This window comes from Aurantiacibacter marinus (assembly GCF_001021555.1).
Taxonomy (GTDB): Bacteria; Pseudomonadota; Alphaproteobacteria; order Sphingomonadales; family Sphingomonadaceae; genus Alteraurantiacibacter; species Alteraurantiacibacter marinus.
The window spans coordinates 313,489-331,186 of sequence record NZ_LDCP01000003.1 but is presented as its reverse complement, the minus strand read 5'-3'; the positions used below and the strand labels follow the sequence as shown (position 1 = coordinate 331,186).

16 protein-coding genes are annotated in these 17,698 nt (G+C 58.1%); 11 read left to right on the top strand and 5 right to left on the bottom strand.

Annotated features, from left to right (window positions below; translation table 11 throughout):
- Positions 1–2 precede the first annotated feature (2 nt).
- From rnd to AB731_RS11645, 4 genes are all read left to right on the top strand, one after another.
- Positions 3–1,274 (top strand): ribonuclease D, encoded by a 1,272-nt coding sequence (rnd, locus tag AB731_RS11660; RefSeq protein WP_047093992.1) that lies wholly within the window; start codon positions 3–5, stop codon positions 1,272–1,274.
- A gap of 2 nt (positions 1,275–1,276) precedes the next feature.
- Positions 1,277–2,173, top strand: coding sequence for a hydrogen peroxide-inducible genes activator (locus AB731_RS11655; RefSeq protein WP_047093993.1), 897 nt, complete (start codon positions 1,277–1,279; stop codon positions 2,171–2,173).
- Positions 2,174–2,224: 51 nt separating this feature from the next.
- A complete protein-coding gene (locus AB731_RS11650) occupies positions 2,225–3,352 on the top strand; it encodes a serine hydrolase (protein WP_047093994.1) in 1,128 nt (375 codons plus the stop codon).
- 97 nt (positions 3,353–3,449) lie between these two features.
- A complete protein-coding gene (locus tag AB731_RS11645; protein ID WP_047093995.1) occupies positions 3,450–4,508 on the top strand; it encodes an NAD(P)-dependent alcohol dehydrogenase in 1,059 nt (352 codons plus the stop codon).
- A 14-nt stretch (positions 4,509–4,522) separates the two neighbouring features.
- On the opposite strand, the gene pgsA is transcribed toward AB731_RS11645, so the two are convergent.
- Positions 4,523–5,116 (bottom strand): CDP-diacylglycerol--glycerol-3-phosphate 3-phosphatidyltransferase, encoded by a 594-nt coding sequence (gene pgsA / locus AB731_RS11640; RefSeq protein ID WP_047093996.1) that lies wholly within the window; start codon positions 5,114–5,116, stop codon positions 4,523–4,525.
- Between the two features lie 116 nt (positions 5,117–5,232).
- On the opposite strand from pgsA, the gene AB731_RS11635 reads away from it, so the two are divergent.
- On the top strand, positions 5,233–6,567 hold the full coding sequence (locus AB731_RS11635) for an MFS transporter (protein ID WP_047094248.1): 1,335 nt from the start codon (positions 5,233–5,235) through the stop codon (positions 6,565–6,567).
- Positions 6,568–6,572: 5 nt separating this feature from the next.
- On the opposite strand, the gene AB731_RS11630 is transcribed toward AB731_RS11635, so the two are convergent.
- Positions 6,573–6,776, bottom strand: a complete 204-nt coding sequence (locus AB731_RS11630) for a hypothetical protein (RefSeq protein ID WP_047093997.1) — start codon at positions 6,774–6,776, stop codon at positions 6,573–6,575.
- 127 nt (positions 6,777–6,903) lie between these two features.
- Between AB731_RS11630 and AB731_RS11625 the strand changes: the two genes are divergently transcribed.
- Complete coding sequence (locus AB731_RS11625) at positions 6,904–8,571, top strand: thiamine pyrophosphate-binding protein (RefSeq protein ID WP_047094249.1); 1,668 nt, start codon at positions 6,904–6,906, stop codon at positions 8,569–8,571.
- Between the two features lie 23 nt (positions 8,572–8,594).
- Here the strand turns inward: AB731_RS11625 and AB731_RS11620 are convergent, their stop codons facing one another.
- Complete coding sequence (locus AB731_RS11620; protein WP_047093998.1) at positions 8,595–8,987, bottom strand: EVE domain-containing protein; 393 nt, start codon at positions 8,985–8,987, stop codon at positions 8,595–8,597.
- Between the two features lie 113 nt (positions 8,988–9,100).
- Between AB731_RS11620 and AB731_RS11615 the strand changes: the two genes are divergently transcribed.
- From AB731_RS11615 to AB731_RS11595, 5 genes are all read left to right on the top strand, one after another.
- A complete protein-coding gene (locus AB731_RS11615) occupies positions 9,101–10,786 on the top strand; it encodes a putative bifunctional diguanylate cyclase/phosphodiesterase (RefSeq protein WP_231638933.1) in 1,686 nt (561 codons plus the stop codon).
- A 63-nt stretch (positions 10,787–10,849) separates the two neighbouring features.
- Complete coding sequence (gene dapF, locus AB731_RS11610) at positions 10,850–11,659, top strand: diaminopimelate epimerase (protein ID WP_047093999.1); 810 nt, start codon at positions 10,850–10,852, stop codon at positions 11,657–11,659.
- Positions 11,656–12,828, top strand: coding sequence for a MiaB/RimO family radical SAM methylthiotransferase (locus tag AB731_RS11605; RefSeq protein ID WP_047094000.1), 1,173 nt, complete (start codon positions 11,656–11,658; stop codon positions 12,826–12,828). The genes dapF and AB731_RS11605 overlap by 4 nt, the downstream gene beginning before the upstream one ends.
- Positions 12,825–13,748 (top strand): signal recognition particle-docking protein FtsY, encoded by a 924-nt coding sequence (gene ftsY / locus AB731_RS11600; RefSeq protein WP_047094001.1) that lies wholly within the window; start codon positions 12,825–12,827, stop codon positions 13,746–13,748. Before AB731_RS11605 ends, ftsY begins: the two co-directional genes overlap by 4 nt.
- A complete protein-coding gene (locus AB731_RS11595; protein WP_047094002.1) occupies positions 13,748–14,410 on the top strand; it encodes an inner membrane-spanning protein YciB in 663 nt (220 codons plus the stop codon). The genes ftsY and AB731_RS11595 overlap by 1 nt, the downstream gene beginning before the upstream one ends.
- Before the next feature lie 6 nt (positions 14,411–14,416).
- On the opposite strand, the gene AB731_RS11590 is transcribed toward AB731_RS11595, so the two are convergent.
- Positions 14,417–15,679 carry an APC family permease gene (locus AB731_RS11590; RefSeq protein ID WP_162199479.1) on the bottom strand — a complete coding sequence of 421 codons (1,263 nt, stop codon included), beginning with the start codon at positions 15,677–15,679 and terminating at the stop codon, positions 14,417–14,419.
- Between the two features lie 108 nt (positions 15,680–15,787).
- Entirely contained in the window at positions 15,788–17,680 is a 1,893-nt protein-coding gene (locus AB731_RS11585; protein ID WP_047094004.1) for a potassium transporter Kup, read from the bottom strand.
- Positions 17,681–17,698: the final 18 nt, after the last annotated feature.

Here is a 17,698-nt window from a genome sequence, read left to right as displayed (position 1 = left end):
ACATGCAAATTCATCCCCTCATTACCGATACCGAAACTTTGGCTGCGCTGTGTGAACGGCTGGCGAAACATGAATTCGTGTGTGTCGACACCGAATTCATGCGCGAAAACACCTATTATCCGCTGCTATGTCTGGTGCAGGTCGGCAATGAAGAAGAAGCTGCTGCGATCGATCCGCTGGCAGACGGCATTGATCTTACTCCGCTGCTTGATCTGCTGTGCGAGAATGACGAGGTGCTCAAGATTTTCCATGCTGGTGGCCAGGATGTGGAAATCGTCTACAACCTTACCGGCAAGACGCCCTACCCCATTTTCGACACGCAGATTGCGATGATGGCGATCAGCCAGTCCGAACAGATCGGATATGCCAATCTGGTGGAAAGCTGGCTTAACAAGACCATCGACAAGGGCGCTCGTTTTACCGACTGGAGCCGCCGCCCCCTGACCGAACGACAGATCGAATATGCCATCGGCGATGTTACCTATCTGGCAACAATCTTCCCCAGAATGCTGAAAAAGCTCATCAAGACCAATCGCGGCCACTGGCTGAATGCGGAAATGGACAAGCTGGCGGACCCATCCAATTACGCCAACGATCTTGATCTGGCATGGCGCCGCATCCGTGCACCGGGCCGCAACCCAGCTGTGCTGGGTCGCCTGAAGGCGTTGGCCGCTTGGCGGGAAAGCGAGGCGCAGGATAAGGACATTCCGCGTGGCCGCATTATCCGTGATGAAACGATGGCCGACATTGCCAGCCACCCGCCGAAACAGCAGGCAGATCTCGCCAAGGTGCGCGGGCTTTCCAACGCTTGGAAAGAGAACGATATCGGCAAGCGCCTGATGCGCGTTATCAAGAATGCCGAGCCGTTGCCCGCGGAGGAACTGCCTGCCAAGGCAAAACGCGGAGCGCCTTTGGGCAAGGAAGGCGCATTGGTGGCCGACCTGCTGAAACTGCTGCTGAAAATCCGCGCCCGCGAAATCGACGTGGCCAGCCGGCTGCTGACCAAGTCCGATGAGCTTGAGGCATTGGCTGCGGGCATTCGCAAGCTGCCAATTCTGGAAGGTTGGCGATTCGAGATATTCGGGAAGGACGCGCTCGATCTGGTCGAGGGCAAACTGGCCTTTGCCGTCGAAAAGGGCCGTTTGAAAATGACCCATATCGATGATGTGAAGGCCGAAGCGGCTGGATCTGAGGTTGAAGATGGGACTGAAGCGGACGCTAAGTCTGCGGCGGAGGAAACGGTGGAACAGGCCGGGGCCGAGAGCCAGGACTAGGCATGTCCACATACCTCCCCACGATCAAGCAACTGCAATATCTTGTATCACTCCACGAGTATGGTCATTTCGGCCGTGCGGCAGAGGCGTCCTTCGTTTCGCAATCCACGCTTTCAGCCGGCATCCGCGAACTTGAATCGCTGCTCGGCGTAACTCTGGTAGAACGCAGCCGCCGCGTCGTGCGGTTCACCCCGCTGGGCAATAATGTGGTGGCCAAGGCGCACCGAGTCCTGCGTGAGACAGAAGAGCTGGCAGAACTGGTACAAGCGGCTGGCAAGCCGCTTTCGGGGGAGCTTCGCATGAGCGTAATCCCCACCATCGCGCCGTTCCTGCTGCCGCGCATCCTGCCGCGCCTGCGCAGGGAGCGCCCGCAATTGAAGCTGTTCCTGCGCGAGGAAACGTCGGATCACGCCATCGAATCGCTGCATCATGGCCGCGCGGATTGCGTGCTGCTTGCCCTGCCCTTCGCCACTGGGGAAGTGGAGGTAGAGGTGATCGCAAAGGATGAACTTTTCGTCGCCTTCCCCAAAGACGACCCGCGCGATCCACCTGCAGAAATCCCGCCCGGAATGATCGACGAAGGTCGCCTGCTGCTGCTGGAAGACGGGCATTGTCTGAAAGAACATGCCCTTGCCGCCTGCAATCGCCCCGAAATGCGGGCAAGCGCGACAATGATCGGCACAAGCCTGCACACGCTGGTGCAGATGGTGGATAACGGTCTTGGCCTGACTATGCTGCCGAAAATGGCGATCGATGCAGGCATTTTGCACGAAACCGATGTGGTCGCCCGGCCGTTGAAAGGTGGCAACACGCACCGAGAAATTGCGCTGGTCTGGCGCACAAACTCGCCCCGCTCCGACGAATTCCGCCTGCTTGCCGATGAATTGCGCGCAGGTTGATTTTTTGCCAGTTTATCGGCGAAAACAATGGCCTTGCGGCAATAGGCAATAATGATCCGATACCTGATACCTTTATTGATAGGCGCTCTGACACTGTCCGGCTGCAATGCGCCGGACGCTGATGGTCGGCAGGTCAATAGCGATAGCCTTGCTGGAGAGAACTCCGCGGAAACTGACCCTGAAATCAACCCTGAAATCAACGCTGAAATCAACTGGGCATTGGCGCTGTCGCGCGATGTGCTGGCGACGGAGATAGACCGGCTTGCACTGGAATTCGGCGGTTCGACCGGCATTGCCGTCATCGATATCAAGAACGGTTGGAGCACCGGATTCGAGGAAGAAAAAATCCTGCCCCAACAAAGCGTCAGCAAGTTGTGGGTCGCCATCACAGCGCTTGAACACGCCGACCGCGGTGAATTGAGCCTATCAGACAAAGTCCGGCTTACGCGCGATGATCTGGCCGTTTTCCACCAGCCAATCCGCGCCCGCATCCTGAACGAAGTAGCTGTCGAAATCGACATCGCAGAGCTGATCGAACGCGCTCTGACCGAAAGCGACAACACGGCCAATGATGCGGTGCTGAACGCAATTGGCGGCCCTGACGCTGTCCGCGCGATGCTGGCCAAGAAGGAGATGATCGGGATTCGCTTCGGCCCCGGCGAACGCATGATGCAAAGTGCAATTGCTGGACTGACGTGGCGGCAAAGCTATGCCTTCACAGGCATGGGCTTTTTCGACGCTCGGGAACTGGTGCCGGCAAATGAGCGCGAAATCGCCTTCAACAGCTATCAATCCAATCCGGTCGACGGCGCGACACCGCTCGCCATCGCTTCGGCACTTGCGCGCCTTTCTCGCGCGGAGATTTTATCGGCAGGCAGCAGAGACTGGCTGATATCCGTCCTCCGCCGTACAAAAAGCGGCCCGAACCGGCTTAAGGCTGGCGTACCCGATGGTTGGGAAATCGCCCACAAAACCGGCACCGGGCAATATTGGAATGGCCGGCAATCGGGATACAACGACGTTGGATTGTTGTTAGCACCTGATGGCTGCAACTATGCCGTGGCCGTGATGATCGGAGAAACACGCCGCGAAACGCCGGACCGGATGGAATTGATGCAAGGCGTAGCGCGCGCGGTTGCGGAATATCACAACACTCTCGCGGAAAATCGAAGCAGCTAGATAAGTTGCCGGATAGCGATTTTAATGACTTGTGCCCGGCTGCGAAGTGTTGGCATAGTCATTCAATTGGAAATTACTTCCTGGGGGGAACATCACCATGCAGACTATCGGATATGCCGCAAGAGACACAAGCGGAGAGCTTTCGCCGCTCAAATTTGATCGGCGGGATGATCTGGCGGCGAACGATGTCGCGATCGAGATTCTTTACTGCGGCATCTGCCATTCGGACCTGCATTTCGCCCGCGACGATTGGGGGATGACAACTTACCCGGTTGTTCCCGGACACGAGATCGTCGGGCGGGTAATTGCAACCGGCACCGATGTATCAAAGCACAGCGTGGGCGATACTGTAGCGATCGGCTGCATGGTCGATAGTTGCCAGCACTGCGACCAATGCGAAGCCGACCAGGAACAGTTCTGCCGTGAAGGCATGACGATGACCTACGGTTCGCCCGACGCCCATTCTGGCGGCATGACCCATGGCGGCTTTTCCAAGCACATTACCGCGCGGGAAGAATTCGTCCTGACAGTCCCGGCGAATCTTGACCCCGCAAAGGCCGCACCGCTGCTTTGTGCCGGCATCACGACCTATTCGCCGCTCAAGGCCTGCGGCGTAAAGGAGGGCAGCCGCGTTGCTGTCATCGGCCTCGGCGGCCTGGGTCATATGGCGGTCAAACTGGCATCGGCCATGGGCGCACATGTGACCGTTCTTTCACGAACACCAGACAAGGCAAAAGATGCAGATTCGCTTGGCGCGGATGCTTTCCTCCTCTCAACAGACGAGGACGCCATGGCAAAGGCTGCCAGAAGCTTTGACGTTATCGTGGATACCGTCCCGGTCATCCATGACATCAACCCTTACATCCCCTTGCTGGATATCGGGGGCGAAATTTCGATTGTCGGCCAGGTTGGCCCGATCGAGCAGCCCAACGCAGCGCTCATGATGTTCGGCAAAAACAGTATTTCAGGCTCTTTCATCGGCGGAATTGCCGAAACACAGGAAATGCTGGATTTCTGTGCCGACAAGCAAGTTATGCCGGATATCGAGATGATCCGCATGGATGAAGTGAATACTGCGTTCGAACGTCTGGAAAATTCCGACGTGCGCTATCGCTTTGTTATCGACATGGGCTCGCTTGCGCTCGACCAGGGTTAGAAAGGGTATCGGCCTCAATCCATGTGTTTGAGGCCGACCCGCAAATAATCCCAGCCTGTAATCACCGTCAGGATCGCCGCGCCCCACAGGGTTGTGAGACCGACTGTGTGCGGGACATTCGCGTCAAGGCTGCCTATCATGATTGTCCAGCCAGGCAGGCCTTCACCCAGAATAAGTGCGCCCAGGGCGATCAGCTGGAAAGTTGTTTTCCATTTCGCCAGTTTGCTGACCGGCATGGAAACTTGCAGCCCGCCCAGAAATTCTCGCAGACCGGACACAGCAATTTCGCGGATCAAGATGATGAGGCCGGCAATCACGTGCATGTCACCCACGTAGGGACCGCGCAAAATGCCCTGTGCCGCGAGAATCAGGATGACGGTCGCCACCATGATCTTGTCCGCTATAGGATCCAGGAAAATACCCAGTTTGCTGACTGCCCCGCTGGACCGCGCGAGCATACCGTCAAAGTAATCTGTGATGCCCATAAGCGAATAGAGCGCGAATGCTGCGAGGTACCCCACCTCCCATCCCGGCCACCACAAAAGGAAGCCAAGCAGCGGCAGCGCGAGAATCCGCGAAAGGGTGAGGATGTTGGGAAGGCTCCACATGGGGCCTCTCTAGCGCGTTAATGCATCGGGAAAAAGCATGGCTTACCTACTGGATTGACGATAAGCCCCATAAAGATTGCCCGCAGGGTGAAGAAAAAGGCCGCGCCAAGCACCATATGTTCACATCGACCCACCTGCTGAAGCAGCGTCGTTTCCTGCCGTTATTCGTGACCCAGTTGCTGAATGCGTTCAACGATAACCTGTACAAAACGACGATGGTGCTGTTCGTCGTATACGCGGTTTACAACTCGGCTGACGCGGAAACGATGTTCTCCGGGCTGGCTTCGGCGGTGTTTATCCTGCCGTTCTTCCTGTTTTCGGCAATAGCCGGGCAATTGGCTGATTTGAGCGACAAGGCAAAGATCATCCGCATGGTGAAGGCAGCCGAAATCGGCATCATGACCGTCGGCGCATTCGGACTTTTTCTCGCCTGGAAGGGTTTGGCGGTGGAGGTGATTGCCATTCCGCTGCTGATGCTGGCGCTGTTCGCGATGGGTGTGCACTCCACCTTCTTCGGACCGATCAAATACGCGATCCTGCCCCAGCACCTTGAAAAAGATGAAGTGCTGGCAGGTACCGGATTGGTAGAAGCAGGCACCTACCTGGCGATCATGACCGGCACGATCCTGGCCGGGTTCCTTGCAGAAATGATAGAAGTCGCCGCAGTCGCGGTAGTCGGTTTCGCGATTATCGGATATCTGACCAGCCGTCAGGTGCCACCGGCGCCGCCAATGGGCGAACCCGAGAAGATTAACTTCAATCCGTTCACTTCATCCTGGCGGATGGTGCGGGACATCACGCATAACCGCGAAGTGTTTTACGCTATCCTCGCGATCAGCTTCTTCTGGACCATCGGTTCGGTGTTGTTCATCCAGTTTCCGCCGCTTGCGAAGAATGTGCTGATGGCTGACCAAAAGGTCGCGAGCCTGTTTCTTGTGTTCTTCTCGATCGGCGTCGCGATCGGCTCTGTCGCCGTGAACATGTTGCTGAAAGGCCGTGTCTCCGCGCGCTACTCTCCGGTCTCGGTGCTCGGCATGGGCGCGATGGTGACGCTTTTTTACTTCGTCTGCCGCGCGTGGAACGCCATGCTGGTGGACGACACGCTGATGGATATCACTACATTCCTGTCCTACCCGCTGGCGTGGGCCGTGCTGGGAAGCTTGCTGATGATTGCGATTTTCGGCGGGATGTTCGTGGTGCCGCTTTACGCTTTTCTTACCACCAAGGTCCCCGCATCGCAGGCCAGTCGGGCAGTGGCGGCAAACAATATCGTCAATTCCGGGGCGATGGTTACGGGTTCGCTGTTCGCCTTGGGGTTAAGCGCTGTTGGCGTGCCATTGGCCGAACAATTGCTGCTGAGTGCGGCGATGTGTCTGATCTCTGCCTGGCTGGGCCAGCGGCTTTATCGGGCAGAAACCAACGCCGAAGTGGCATCGGATGTAGCGCTTTAGAACAATCAGGCGATGAAGGTCATCGTCGCGATAAATCCCGCGGCATAGGTTGCTGCCACGCTTTCCATTTCCTTGCGCGTCAGGCTGAGGCGCAGTCGCCAGGGCACCGTCCGCTCAATCTCGTTCGCACGAAGCAGAACGTGGGGCGGAAGGGAGGCCCGGAACGGATGCCGGGCCGACTCATCGGTAAGAACCAGTGCGCGTCTCATGGGCAGGGTTTTAAGCTTTTGGTAACCAAATGCGAAATCGCGCTATCAGGCCTGTCCACAGACGGGACGGTATCAGACAATCCACAACCAGTTGCTGCTGCAACCACTCGGCGCTAACGCTGAAGCCATGACCAGCCCAGAAGCCAGAACCGCATCACGCCTGCTCGTCGATTGTCTTGTTGAACAAGGCTGTGACCGTATCTTCACCGTCCCGGGAGAGAGTTTTCTTCCCGTCCTCGATTCATTGGCCGATTGCGCGGAGATCGAGACCATAACCTGCCGTCAGGAAGGCGGGGTTGCGTTCATGGCGTGCGCCGACGGCGCGATGACGGGAAAGCCGGGCGTGGCCTTCGTCACGCGCGGTCCGGGCGCAACCAACGCCAGCATCGGCGTGCATGTGGCGATGCAGGATTCCCAGCCGATGATCCTTTTCATCGGTGATGTCGATCGCGGCATGAAAGACCGCGAAGGGTTTCAGGAAGTCGATTTCACAGCCTTTTTCACGCCATTGGCCAAATGGGCAGCGCGGATCGACGATGCATCGCGTATTCCGGAATACATCGCCCGCGCATGGTCGACTGCCATTTCCGGTCGCCCTGGTCCGGTCGTGCTCGCCTTGCCGGAAGACATGCTGCACGAAGCCGCTGTTTTGTCTCCAGTACGGCCAGCGGTAACCCGGCCGGCCCAGGCGCCCTGCCCCGATGCCATGGGCACGATGATGCGCATGATTGGCGATGCCGCTGCCCCGCTGGCGATCGTCGGCGGCGCGGGCTGGCACGCGCGGTCCCGTCATTACTTCACCGAATTTGCCGAGAAGATCGGACTCCCTGTCGCGACCGCTTTCCGGCGACAGGACGCTGTACCGCCTTCCTCCGGCATCTATGCCGGCAACCTTGGTTACGGCCCCAATCCCAAGCTGACGCAGCGCGTAAAGGATGCCGATTTGCTGCTGGTCGTAGGCGCGCGCATGGGAGAGGCGACCACTGACGGATATGCGCTGGTAACTCCTGACCATCCCGATCAGGCTTTGATCCACATTCACCCCGATCCTGCAGAACTGGGCCGGGTTTACCGCACCGATCTTTCTTTGTGCGCAGATATGGCGGAATTCGCTGAAAGCGCGGCTTTGTGGGACACAGACGACATTATACCGTTCGACGCCGGGCCGCAGGCGCATGCCGAGTGGCTCGAATGGAATACACCCCGCGATGAACCGCAATTCGATCTCGATCTGGCGGTTGCCATGGGCACAGCGCGCAGGATGATCCCGCAGGACGCAATCATTTGCAACGGTGCGGGCAATTATGCTGGTTGGTGGCACCGGTATTGGCCCTATGCCGGCTTTCCGTCACAACTGGCCCCTACCGCCGGTGCGATGGGGTACGGCGTACCTGCCGCTGTCGCTGCCGCTGCGCGCTATCCGGAACGCTGCGTTGTCTCCGCTGCGGGAGACGGCTGCTTCCTGATGAACGGGCAGGAATTGGCCACCGCCGCACAGTATGGGTTGAACCTGCTGGTGATCGTGTTCGACAATTCCACCTATGGCACAATCCGAATGCATCAGGAACGCGAGTACCCGGGAAGGGAAGCTTCCACCCGCCTCGCCAATCCGGACTTTGCCATGATGGCGCAAAGTTATGGCGGTTGGGGCAAACGCGTCACCACCAATGCCGAATTTGACGCCGCTTTGGAAAAAGCGATGACGATGGACGGCATTCGTCTGCTTCACTGCATCACCGATATCGAACAATTGAGCGCCGGCGGCGCGACAATCAGCGGCCTTCGCAAAAGGTAATCCAAGCCTGCCGGGTGGCCGCGCTACCCTTTGGACATGGCGATAATCTTGTCCCATTCCTCTGGCGTCAATTTGGCGACCGACAGACGCGACAGGCGAACCAGTTCGATGCCTTCAAGGTCTGGATTGGCCTTGATCGCTTTCAACGTCACCGGGTTATCGACTGCCGCCACAGGCTTGATCTTTACGGTCGGCCATTTGCCTTCGGGATCGGTGGGATCGATCAATCCGGCTTCACTTACAGAAGCGATGCCAACAATTTCCAGACCTTTGTTGGAATGGTAGAAGAACACTTGGTCCCCCACCTCCATTGCCTTCATATTGTTCGCCGCACGGTGATTTCTCACCCCGTCCCAGATTGTCTCTCCGTCGCGGCCCAGATCATCCCATGAATATTTGAACGGTTCCGATTTCATCAGCCAGTGATTGGGCAAAAGTTCCTCCTTGATTTTTCGCCACCCGCCTAGCGTGTCAGATCGTCGCCGGCAATTAACCGAACATTGATCATAATGTCCGATAAGCCCGTTACATGACAGGGGACGGCGAAACTTTGGCAAAAGCATTGGACGACAAGAGCGGAACGTCTGGCAAGGCGTTGATGCCTGCAGACCGCGATATTCTTACGCTCGGCATCGCGATTGCAGCGGTGATCCTGTTTGTTGGGACAGGGGGAACGATCATGCCGCAAATCGTGCGCGCATGGATGGGCCTGGGCGATGCGCCCGACCTGTTGCTGACCAACGCAGTATTGCTGAATGTTGCGCTGATCATATTTGGCTGGCGCCGATACAATGAATTGCGCCGCGAGGTAGAAGAACGCCGCCGCGCTGAAGACCGCGCCCGGAAACTGGCAGAACGCGATCCGCTCACCGGCTGCCTCAATCGTCGCAGCGGCCCTGCTGCAATTGATGCGCTTTGCGCCGCTTCGCACGAAAAACAGCAGCAAATTGCGGTGCTGATGATCGACATTGATAATTTCAAGCAGATCAACGATCTGAACGGCCACCGTGCCGGCGACCGGGTCCTGACAACCATCGCCGACCGTATCGGCGCCCAATTGCCACAAGATGGCGTCCTGGTTCGCATCGGCGGCGATGAATTTGCCTGCGCCATTCCTTATTCCAGCAGCGCGCAAGACCGGGTCGATGCTCTGGTAAATTCCATCATCCGCAGTGTTTCCGCTTCGATAGAGGACGGCGAAGCTCGCATCGAAACGACAATTTCGGTCGGCATTGTCCATAACGCTGACGACGGCGAACATACCCTTTCCGCTGACCGCATGATCCACCGCGCCGACATTGCAATGTACCATGCCAAGAAACGCGGTCGAAACCGTCACTATTGGTTCGAACCGCAGATGGAAGATGAACTGCGTTTCCGAAGCGCCTTGGAGACCGGCATCCGCGAAGGTTTGAAGACGGGTGAATTCGTGCCCTATTACGAACAGCAGATCGATCTGGAGACAGGCGATCTGGTCGGCTTCGAAATGCTGGCACGCTGGCATTCGGCGAAATACGGTCTCGTCAGCCCCGAAGTTTTCATTCCCATTGCCGAAGAAATCGACGTGATCGGAGTTCTGTCAGAAGGCCTGATCCGTCAGGCCCTGAAGGATGCGAGTGCATGGGACCCGAAACTTTCGCTGTCCGTAAACATTTCACCGCTGCAATTGCGCGATCCGTGGTTTGCGCAAAAGCTGCTCCAGATGATCGTGGAAAGCGGGTTTTCCCCGCACAGGCTCGAAGTCGAAATCACCGAAAGCTGTCTGCACGAAAACATCGGCGCAGTCCGCTCGATTGTCTCCAGCCTCAAAAACCAGGGCATCCGCATCAGCCTTGATGATTTCGGGACCGGCTATTCCAGCTTGTCGCAATTGCGATCTTTGCCTTTCGACCGGCTGAAGATCGATCGCAGCTTCGTTACCGAGATTGCTTCGGAAGATGTCAGCGGAGAGCTGGTGCGCGCCATCGTTTCGCTCGGCAAAGGCCTTTCAATCCCTGTCACCGCAGAGGGCATCGAAAACGGCCACGTGCTGGACAAGCTCAGGGGTCTGGGAGAGATCAAGGGTCAAGGCTATCTTTATGGCCGACCGGAAGACGCAGAGACCACTTTGTCACGCCTCGCCAAACTTGATCTCCTGGTCAAAGCCCAGATTCCAGCCATCGTCAGCCCGGAACCTGCGACCAAACCTTTAGAAGCCGACCGCAAGGCCGGATAGGAAGTCCCGCACAAATACGGATGCACCATTGCGGTTCCCTGTGTGCGCCCCTAGTTGGCAAGCATGCGCATTCCCTTCGTCAAAATGCACGGTCTGGGCAATGATTTCATCGTGCTGGATGCGCGAGCTACTCCCCTGCCGCCTTTATCTCCGCCAAGCGTGCGCGCACTTGCAGACAGGAACGAAGGCATCGGCTGCGATCAGGTGATCGTTCTGGAACCGGACGCGGACGCGGCGTGCCGGATGCGCATCTACAATCAGGACGGCGGCGAGGTAGAAGCCTGCGGCAATGCCTCCCGCGCAGTCGGGATGCTGCTGGGCGAACCGGCCCGCATTATGACAAACTCCGGCATGATCAATACCCGCCCCGACGACAGCGGGATTGCCGTCGATATGGGTGAGCCCCGCTTTGAATGGGATGCCATTCCCCTCGCCTATGCCATGGACACGCTGGCCATGCCGCTTGGCTGGGAAGAACTCGAACAGCCCACCGCAGTCAATGTAGGCAATCCGCATGTGGTGTTTTTCGTGGAAGACAATGATGCAGTGCTGCTCGATCAGATCGGTCCGCAAATAGAGCATGACGAGCTGTTTCCAGAGCGTATCAATGTGAATGTCGCCAGCATTGAGGATCGCTCCACAATCCGCTTGCGCGTGTGGGAACGCGGTGCCGGGTTGACGCGTGCTTGCGGCACCGGCGCCTGCGCAACGGCGGTGGCAGCCATGCGGCGGGGTCTGGTTGACCGTGAGGTGACAGTGCACTTGCCCGGCGGCCCGCTCTTCATAACTTGGGGTGAAGACAACCGCATCACGATGACAGGCCCTGCAACAGAAAGCTTTCGTGGCACCTTCGAGTGGGGCGATTACGCTTGAGCCGCGCGGAAGTTATCTCGCTTGGTTGCCGCCTGAACATCGCTGAAAGCGAGCGCATTCGTACGCTGGTTGCAGGCGAGGATGTCATTGTGGTCAATAGCTGCGCGGTCACTATGGAGGCAGTCCGGCAAACCCGTCAGGCAATCCGCAAGGCCCGCCGCGCGCGGCCCGATGCGCGTCTGCTGGTGACTGGCTGCGCAGCCGATATCGAACGTGAACAGATCGCCGCGATGCCAGAGGTTGACGGGCTGGTACCGAACACGCAAAAACTGGATGCGCGCGCATGGAACGTGCCGGAACGCGCAGACCCTGCGCCCAAGACCCACACCCGCGCATTCATCGCCGTCCAGAACGGCTGTGATCACGCCTGCACGTTCTGTGTCATCCCGCAAGGCCGCGGACCGAGCCGTTCGTTAACGATCGCCCGGGTACTGGGAGAGGTTGAGCGCCATCTGGAACACGGCGCCCCTGAAGTGGTGCTGACCGGCGTGGACGTAACGAGTTGGGGGCATGATCTGCCCGGCGCGCCAGCGCTGGGCGAATTGGTCGCCGCCGTGCTCCGCAAATTTCCGCAATTGCAGCGCCTGCGCATGTCATCGGTGGACGGGGTCGAAATTGATCCGCTGTTGTTCGATCTGTTCGCGCATGAGCCGCGCATGATGCCGCATTTGCACTTAAGTCTGCAGCATGGCGCAGACCTGATCCTGAAGCGGATGAAGCGCCGCCACAGCAGATCGGATGCCGTTAATTTGGTTGAGCGCCTGCGCGAAGCTCGCCCCGATCTTGCCGTGGGCGCAGATATCATCGCCGGTTTCCCGACAGAGGATGCCGCGCATCACGCGGACAATCTTTCAATCATCGCCGACCTGCCCATCGTGCACGGCCATATCTTCCCCTACTCGCCCCGCCCCAACACGCCTGCCGCCCGTATGCCGCAGCTGGAAAAACCCATAATCAAGGCACGTGCTGCTGAATTGCGCGCCGCCGTTGGCGTAGTCCGTGCGAAGTGGCTGGCGAGCCTTGTGGGCAGCCCGCTTAAGGTCCTCGCCGAACGGGACGGCGCGGGCTATGCGGAAAACTTCGCGCGTGTCGCCTTGCCGGATGGTACGCAGGTAGGCAGCATAATCTCCATCACTCCCGAAGCTATCGAACAAGGCCTTCTCACGTGAGCGAACCCACCTGGTCAGACAAACTGTTCGGCGGCTTCCGCAAGACATCCGATCGCCTGTCAGACAATCTGACCAGCGTTGTTGGCACCGCGAAGCTGGATGATGCGACGCTGGATGATGTCGAAGACGCGCTGATCATGTCCGACCTCGGCCCGGCAGCCGCCGCGCGTATCCGTGCAAAACTGACTGAGAAGCGCTTCGGCCTCTCGATCACGGAACGGGAATTGAAAGAGGCGGTTGCCGAAGAAATCGCCGCAATCCTGCGGCCTGTCGCCATTCCGCTGGAAGTTACCGCCTTCCCTCGCCCGCAAGTCATTCTGGTGATCGGGGTCAATGGCTCCGGAAAAACCACGACCATCGCGAAGCTGGGCCATTGGTTGCAGGAAGATGATTATGAAGTGATGCTGGCCGCTGGGGACACCTTCCGCGCTGCCGCCATCGGACAGCTCAAGGTATGGGCAGACCGCATCGGCGCGCCCATCGTGACCGGCCCCGAAGGTGGCGATCCTGCCAGCATTGTGTTCGATGCGGTGAAGAAGGCGACCGATATCGGCACCGATGCACTGATCGTGGACACCGCAGGCCGCCTGCAAAACAAGCGCGAACTAATGGATGAGCTGGCAAAGATCCGCAAAGTTCTGGGCCGTCTCAATCCAGAGGCTCCGCATGATGTGCTGCTGGTGCTGGATGCCACCAACGGCCAGAATGCGCTCGGCCAGATCGAGATTTTCAAGGAAGTCGCAGGCGTCACCGGCCTGATCATGACCAAGCTGGACGGCACCGCACGTGGCGGCGTGCTGGTGGCGGCGGCAGAACAATACGGCCTTCCCATCCACGCCATCGGCGTTGGTGAGACGCTGGACGATTTACGGCCCTTCGATCCCGATCTGGTCGCACGCGTGATTGCAGGAGTAGCGTGATGGCCGAGCAGAAAAACGACAAGCCCAAATCCGGTTGGATGAATGTGGCAGTCGATTACGGCCCGCTGCTGGTGTTCTTCTTCGTCTACAAATATTTTTCACCTGAAGAGAGCGGCGACATGAGCGGCGAGATCTTCGCCGTCATCCGGGGCACAGGCGCCTTTATTGTGGCGGCCGTTATCGCACTCGCGGTCAGCAAATGGCGGCTTGGCAAGGTCAGCCCTATGCTGATGCTGTCGACCGCGCTGATTGTGGGCTTTGGCGCGCTGACCATCTACTTTCAGGATGAGCGCTTCATCCAGTGGAAGCCGACCATTGTTTACGCGATTTTCGCAGTCGTGCTGCTAATCGGCTATTACCGCGGGAAATCGCTGCTGAAACTGTTGCTGGAGGCCGCGTTTGAAGGGCTGAACGACGAAGGCTGGCTGAAGTTGTCGCGCAATTGGGGCGTGTTCTTCATTTTCCTCGGCGTGCTGAATTCCGCGCTGGTCTGGTTCGTCAGCTTCGAAACATGGCTGGCGGCGAAGTTGTGGCTGTTCCTGCCGCTGACGTTCCTGTTCACCTTCACCCAGGTGCCGATGCTGATGCGGCACGGACTGGCGCTGGGAGAGGAAGACGATGCGATTGAGGAAGCAGTCAAGAACGAGCCACCGACAGGTTGACGCGCATCACCCGGCAGCGCTGATAACAGAATCTTCGCCAGTTGCTGCACGTCTGCAAAACCAGCGGACTATCAGCCCTATAACCAGCAACACTCCGATCCAGAAGATCGTCTCGGCACCCGACCCATAGGTGGCATAGGCGATGAACAACAGGCCAAGCACCAACACAGGCCACCGCGCGGCTTTCTGGTTCTCCTTCATCGTCGCCAAGGCGGCCATCAGGTAGAAAACCAGCACGCCGCCGCTCGTCAACAGCACCATGAAAGTGAACATTCCGGTCAGCCCGCGCGACAGATTGGCCAGGATAAGCAGGGTTGAGACTACACCGGTCAGAAGCACTCCTATATCGGGCACCCCGCGTGCGTTGGTATGCGCCAGTGCCTTTGGCAATTCGCGCCGCAGTGCCATGGAATAGCTGCAATCAGCGCCGACAAGGATCAATCCATTCGCGCAACCCGTTACGCTGATAAGGATACACAGCGCCATCACGGTGCCCGTTACGGGACCGAAGAAAGCGCTCAACATGTCGGAAAATGGCGAATTGGACGCGGCGATTTCTTCCCACGGCACGACCATGACCATGCCCGTGCTCGCGGTGAGATATAGCGTGACGACCAGCAGCGTGCCGCCGATCAGCGCCAGCGGGATATTTCGGCCCGGATTACGGATCTTGTTGACGGGAACACTTGCCGCTTCAAAACCTAACAGCGCGAACAACGTCAGCGCCACCGCGCCAGAGATATTATCCAGATTCACCGGAGTGCTGGCCATCGGCTGCAGTTGTTCAGCGCCGGTCATGGCCCAGCCGAAGATGCCTGCAACCAGAACCAGCGGGACCAACTTTATTGCAACCGATATGACCTGAAATCGCCCTGCGGAACGCGTACCCGCCAAATTGACCAGCACCACGCCCCACAGCAGGCACAACGCCACGACGATGCTGACATATGGCTCCGGATCGTCAAACACGAGATCGGCGATTATCGATCCGCCAGCCAGACTGAGCGCCGCAACGGAAGCGAAACCGGCTGCCCAATATGCCCAGAGCGCAATGAAGCCCGGCAGTTCGCCAACCACACGTTCGATATTGTGCTGGATGCCCTCGCCCGTGCCATCCATCAGAAACCGGAATGTCGCAGCAAGGCAAAGCGCGCCGGTCCCGCTGACAAGCCAGCCGATGACAGAATTCCAGCCCAGCGGCGCGAGCGATGACGGGAGAAAGAATATCCCCGCGCCGATCATTGTGCCGACGACAAGCGAGATACTCATCAGCGGACCCATGGCCCCCTGCTCTTTACTTTGATTCATTGATGGCCCCCCATCGGCACAACAAGATCGTGTGCCACGGCGGGATGCTATGTCAGCGTAAGGGTTTGGTCAAATTTCCACTTGGCTTCCCAATTCCACCACGCGGTTTGTGGGCAGTTGGAAAAATTCCATAGGCGTCGCTGCATTGCGCATCATCCATGCGAACAATCGCTCTCGCCAGATCGCCATGCCAGGCTTGTCTGCGCTCAGAAGTGTCTGCCGGCTGAGGAAGAAACTGGTGTTCATCATATCAAATGGCCCGCCGCACATTTCACGGCTGGCAAGCGCCTTGGGCACATCGGTTTCTTCCATGAAACCATAGTGCAGGATCACACGGAAGAACCCGTCGCCCAGCTCCATGATCTCGCACCGCTTTGACGGATCGACATAGGGAACGTCGGCAATATCGACTGTCAACACCACGATCCGCTCATGCAGGACCTTGTTGTGCTTGATATTGTGCAGCAATGCAGAAGGCGTTCCGCTGGAACCGGAATTCATGAAAATAGCCGTGCCCGGAACGCGGGCCGTGCTGGACCGGGCAGACTTGGCGAAGATATCCAATGGCAGTCCCATTTCGGTCATCCGCGCCCGCATCAGCCCGCGGCCCTTCGCCCATGTGGTGAGCAGAGTGAAGGCAATCGCGCCGACCAGTAGCGGGAACCAGCCGCCATCGGGCACCTTGGTCAGGTTCGCCGCGAAATACGCGCCGTCCACAATCAGGAAAACCATCACAATGGGGATCGCAATCCACTTCGGCCATTTCCACACACCGATGAACAGCACCGCCATCAGCAGGGTATCGATCGTCACTGCTCCGGTTACGGCAATGCCATATGCGCTGGCGAGGTTGGACGAATTCTGGAAGGTCAGGACCAGAATGATCACCGCCACCATCAGCGCCCAGTTGACGAAGGGGATATAGATCTGGCCGGAATGTTCGTCGCTTGTGTGACGGATCGACAGGCGCGGCACAAAACCAAGCTGGATCGCCTGATGGGTGATGCTGAACGCGCCGGAAATAACCGCCTGACTGGCAATAAACGTGGCGCAAGTCGCCAAGATCACCAGTGGCAGGCGGTAGGCCTCGTCGGCGAGGAAGAAGAAGGGGTTCATGATTGCTTCTTCTGCCGCAGCTGGTGGCAAGCTCAGGATCAAGGCACCCTGGCCGAAATAATTGATCAGCAGGCAAGGCATGACAAAGCCGAACCAGGAGAGCTTCATCGGTCCGCGCCCAAAATGGCCCATATCCGAATACAGCGCCTCTGCGCCGGTGACTGCCAGAACCACGGAGCCGAGCGCGAGAAACGCAAACCATTTGTCCGTGATGAAGAACTGCACCGCGTACCAGGGGTTGAGCGCCCACAAGATTTCTGGCGAACCGAATATCTGAATGCCGCCCAGTATGGCGATAGTGACGAAGTAGAATATCATCACGGGCGCGAACATCGCACCCACTTTCGCCGTCCCGCTCTTCTGCAAAACGAACAGTCCGACCAACAGTACGAGGGCAATCGGGATTACGAATTTGTCGAGCCTGTGGTCAACGACCGTCAGCCCTTCGACCGCAGACAGCACTGAAATTGCCGGCGTAATCATGGAATCGCCGTAAAACAGCGCAGTCGCAAATACGCCGAGCAGAACGATCAGCCAGCCGTAGTTTGTCTTGCCGACACTGCGCGAAAGCAGCGCAACCAGCGCAAGACTGCCCCCTTGCCCGTTATTGTCGGCACGCATCAGGATAGTGACATATTGCAACGCCACCACCAGCACCATGGACCAGAAGATCAGGCTCACCACGCCCAGAATATGCAGATCATCGATCGGCATCTGGTGCGCACCGCGAAAGGTTTCGCGGAAGGCGTATAGCGGAGACGTGCCGATATCGCCGAAAACGATGCCAATGGCACCGGCGGCGAGTTTCAACTTGGCAGAATCGCGGTCCTGTGTGGCTGCGCTCATATGGATTTTCGGCCCATT